General features: G+C 71.6%; 6 protein-coding genes. 5 read left to right on the forward strand and 1 reads right to left on the reverse strand.

What is annotated here, in order from left to right; translation table 11 throughout:
- The 5 genes from AB4Z01_RS36015 to AB4Z01_RS36035 all read left to right on the forward strand — a co-directional run.
- Positions 1-199: hypothetical protein (locus AB4Z01_RS36015; protein ID WP_441701631.1), on the forward strand; the 199-nt coding region annotated here is incomplete at its 5' end.
- 89 nt (positions 200-288) lie between these two features.
- The gene (locus AB4Z01_RS36020) at positions 289-471 is read left to right on the forward strand and encodes a CsbD family protein (RefSeq protein ID WP_441701632.1); all 183 of its coding nucleotides are present in this window, start codon (positions 289-291) and stop codon (positions 469-471) included.
- Between the two features lie 10 nt (positions 472-481).
- The gene (locus AB4Z01_RS36025; RefSeq protein ID WP_441701633.1) at positions 482-628 is read left to right on the forward strand and encodes an entericidin A/B family lipoprotein; all 147 of its coding nucleotides are present in this window, start codon (positions 482-484) and stop codon (positions 626-628) included.
- A 74-nt stretch (positions 629-702) separates the two neighbouring features.
- Positions 703-861, forward strand: a complete 159-nt coding sequence (locus AB4Z01_RS36030; RefSeq protein ID WP_342239315.1) for a YqaE/Pmp3 family membrane protein — start codon at positions 703-705, stop codon at positions 859-861.
- Between the two features lie 78 nt (positions 862-939).
- Positions 940-2,904, forward strand: coding sequence for a S9 family peptidase (locus tag AB4Z01_RS36035; protein WP_441701636.1), 1,965 nt, complete (start codon positions 940-942; stop codon positions 2,902-2,904).
- A gap of 179 nt (positions 2,905-3,083) precedes the next feature.
- Here AB4Z01_RS36035 and AB4Z01_RS36040 read toward each other — a convergent pair.
- The coding region (locus AB4Z01_RS36040) for a hypothetical protein (protein ID WP_441701637.1) at positions 3,084-3,298 on the reverse strand (215 nt) is incomplete at its 5' end.

Below are 3,298 nucleotides of genomic sequence, written 5' to 3' on the forward strand. Positions count from 1 at the left end.
CCGGTCGGAGATCGGCTCGCTGGCCGGCCGCGCCGGCGGCGCCGCGCAGGATGCGGGCCGGTGGGGCGCCCGCCGCGCCGGCGAAGCGGCGGAGGCGGCCGCCGGCGAGATCAAGGGCCATGTGGCAGATCGGCCGCTGACCGCGCTGGGCCTGGCCTTCGCCGCCGGGCTGGCGATCGGCCGTTTCCTGGTCCGCTGAGCGCCGCGGCGCGATCGGAACTCACGCGGGCGAGGCACCGTTACCTGACCGGTCCGTCTCGGATCGGTTCGCAACCGAGGAAGACATCCATGGACAAGGATCGCATCAAGGGCGCCGCCGACAAGGCGATCGGCAAGGGCAAGACGGCTGTCGGCAAGGTGACCGGCGACCGCGAGCTCGAGGCCGAGGGCCGGGCACAGACCGGTGCGGGCAAGGTCGAGTCCGCCGCCGGCAAGGTCAAGGACGCCGTCCGCGACGTTCTCAAGAAGTGAGGAGCAGATCATGATCGCACGCATCGTTCTCATCGCCGGCCTGATGGCCGCCGGCCTCGGCATGGCCGCCTGTGACAACACGGTCCGCGGCGTCGGCCAGGACACCCAGAAGGCCGGCCAGAACATCGAGCAGTCGACCAAGCCGAACCCGCCGTGATCGGCCGCCCGGGCGGATGGGCCCACCATCCGCCCGGGCGCCGCGACTCTTCGCCCGACCATTGAAGGACGCGCATGGACCTGATCCGGATCATCATCGCCATCCTGCTGCCGCCGCTGGGGGTGTTCCTCCAGGTCGGCTTCGGCAAGCATTTCTGGCTCAACATTCTGCTGACGCTGCTCGGCTACATCCCCGGCATCGTCCATGCGGTCTGGGTGATCGCGAAGAAGTGATCCGGTGCGGCGCCGCCGGCACTGGAATCCGGACGGCCGATCGGACAGGCTGGCGGTCCCAATGATCGGAGAGCAGCGATGACCGGCATCAGGACCGCCCCCTATGGCTTCTGGAGGTCGCCGATCACCTCCGACCTGATCGTGGCGCAGTCGATCGGACTGTCCGAGGTGCGGCTGGACGGCGATGCGATCTGGTGGCTGGAAAGCCGGCCGCAGGAGGGCGGGCGCAGCGTGCTGATGCGGCGCGCCGCGGACGGCTCCGTCGCCGAGATCAGCCCGCCGGCCGTGAATGTCCGCACCCGGGTGCATGAGTATGGCGGCGGCGCCTGGACCGTCGCCGACGGCACCCTCTATTTCGCCAACGACCGGCCTGGCCCCGCCGGCGCGCCGCCGGACCGCCGGCTGTACCGCCAGGCACCGGGCGCCGCGCCCGCGCCGGTCACCGCCGCCACCGGCGAGGCCGAATGGCGCTTCGCCGACGGGCTGGTCGATTCGCGCCGCCGGCTGTGGATCGGCGTCGGCGAGCGGCATCGCCCCGGCCAGGCCCATCCCGACAACATGATCGTCGCCGTGCCGCTGGAGGGCGAGGGTGCCGGCAGCATCCGCATCCTGGCCCAGGGCCACGACTTCTTCGCCTCGCCGCGGCTGTCGCCGGATGGCGGCCGGCTGGCGTGGCTGGCCTGGGACCATCCGCACATGCCCTGGGTCGAGACCACGCTGTTCGTCGCCGAGCTGGCGGCCGACGGCGCGCCGGCCGGGGAGCCGCAGGTGCTGGCCGGCGGGTCGGGCGAATCGGTGTTCCAGCCGGAATGGTCGCCGGACGGGCGTCGGCTGGTCTTCGCCGCCGACCGATCCGGCTGGTGGAACCTGTATCGCTGCGACGGGCGAGGCGGCCCGGCTGAGCCGGTGCTGACGCTGGCGGCGGAGTTCGGCCAGCCGCAATGGGTGTTCGGCCTGTCGGCCTATGCCTTCTCCGGCCCCGGGCGGCTGCTGTGCAGCTATATCGAGGGGGGCTTGGGCAAGCTCGCTCTGGTGGACCTGCTGACCGGCGCCCTGACGCCGATCGACCTGCCCTTCACCGACATCAGCTCGGTCCGCGCCAACGAGTGGATCGCGGCGTTCCGCGCCGGGTCGTCGCGCGACCCCGCCCAGATCGTCCGGCTCGATCTCGCCACCGGGCGCTGGGAGGTGCTGAAGCGGGCGACGGAGATCGGCGAGGACCCGGCGCTGCGCGGCTTCTTCGCGCCGGCGCAGCCGGTCGAGTTCCCGACCGCGGGCGGCCGCACCGCCCATGGCCTGTACTATCCGCCGACCAGCCCGGACCATGCGGCGCCGGCGGGCGACGTGCCGCCGCTGGTGGTGAAGATCCATGGCGGCCCGACCTCCGCGGCGTCCTCGACGCTCAATCTCGGCATCCAGTACTGGACCAGCCGCGGCATCGCCGTGCTCGACGTCAACTATGGCGGCAGCACCGGCTACGGCCGGGCCTATCGCGACCGGCTGAACCTGGCCTGGGGCGTGGTCGACGTGCAGGACGCGGTCGCCGGGGCCAAATACCTGGCATCGCAGGGCCTGGCCGACCCTGCCCGGTCGGTGATCACCGGCGGCAGTGCCGGCGGCTACACCGCACTGGCGGCGCTGGCCTTCGACGATTATTTCGCCGGCGGCGCCAGCCATTTCGGGGTCAGCGACGCGGCCGCCCTGGCGCGCGACACGCACAAATTCGAGTCGCGCTACCTCGACTGGCTGATCGGCCCGTACCCGGCCGAGGCCGAGCGCTATCGCGAGCGGTCGCCGCTGTTCCATGCCGACAGGCTGTCCAAGCCGGTGATCTTCTTCCAGGGCGACGAGGACGAGGTGGTGCCGCCGAACCAGACCGAGGCGATGGTCGACGCGCTGCGCGCCAAGGGCCAGCCGGTCGGCTACGTCCTGTTCGCGGGCGAGCAGCACGGCTTCCGCAAGGCCGCCAACATCCAGCGCGCGCTGGACGGCGAACTCGCATTTTACGCCGTGGAGATCTTCAAGACCGGGCTGGCCTTCTGAGGCCGGCACGGCCCGAATCCCCCCACACTCCCGTCGCCGACGCGACGGGCCCCTCCCTCTCCCCTTCCTTGGATGTCATTCCCGCGAAAGCGGGAATCCCTTTCCGTCGGGGGCTGGGACGAGATCCCCGCTTTCGCGGGGATGACGAGGTTTTTTGAGGGGAGACCGGCCACGTCCGGTCACCCGGTGTCGGGTGCGGTTTTGGTGTGGAGCCAGGGATGGGGGTCGATGCCGAGGGAGCGTGAGAGGCGCTCGGCGATGGTGTAGGTGGTCTCGGTATCGAACCATTTGATGACGTCGGCTTCCTGCAGCCGGACCGCCAGCCCGGCCTTGAGCCCCGGGATGCGGGCCGGGTCGAGCGTGGCGACAGCCCGCTGGACCACGGCGCGGGCGG

This window comes from Inquilinus sp. YAF38, assembly GCF_052113205.1.
Taxonomy (GTDB): domain Bacteria; phylum Pseudomonadota; class Alphaproteobacteria; order DSM-16000; family Inquilinaceae; genus Inquilinus.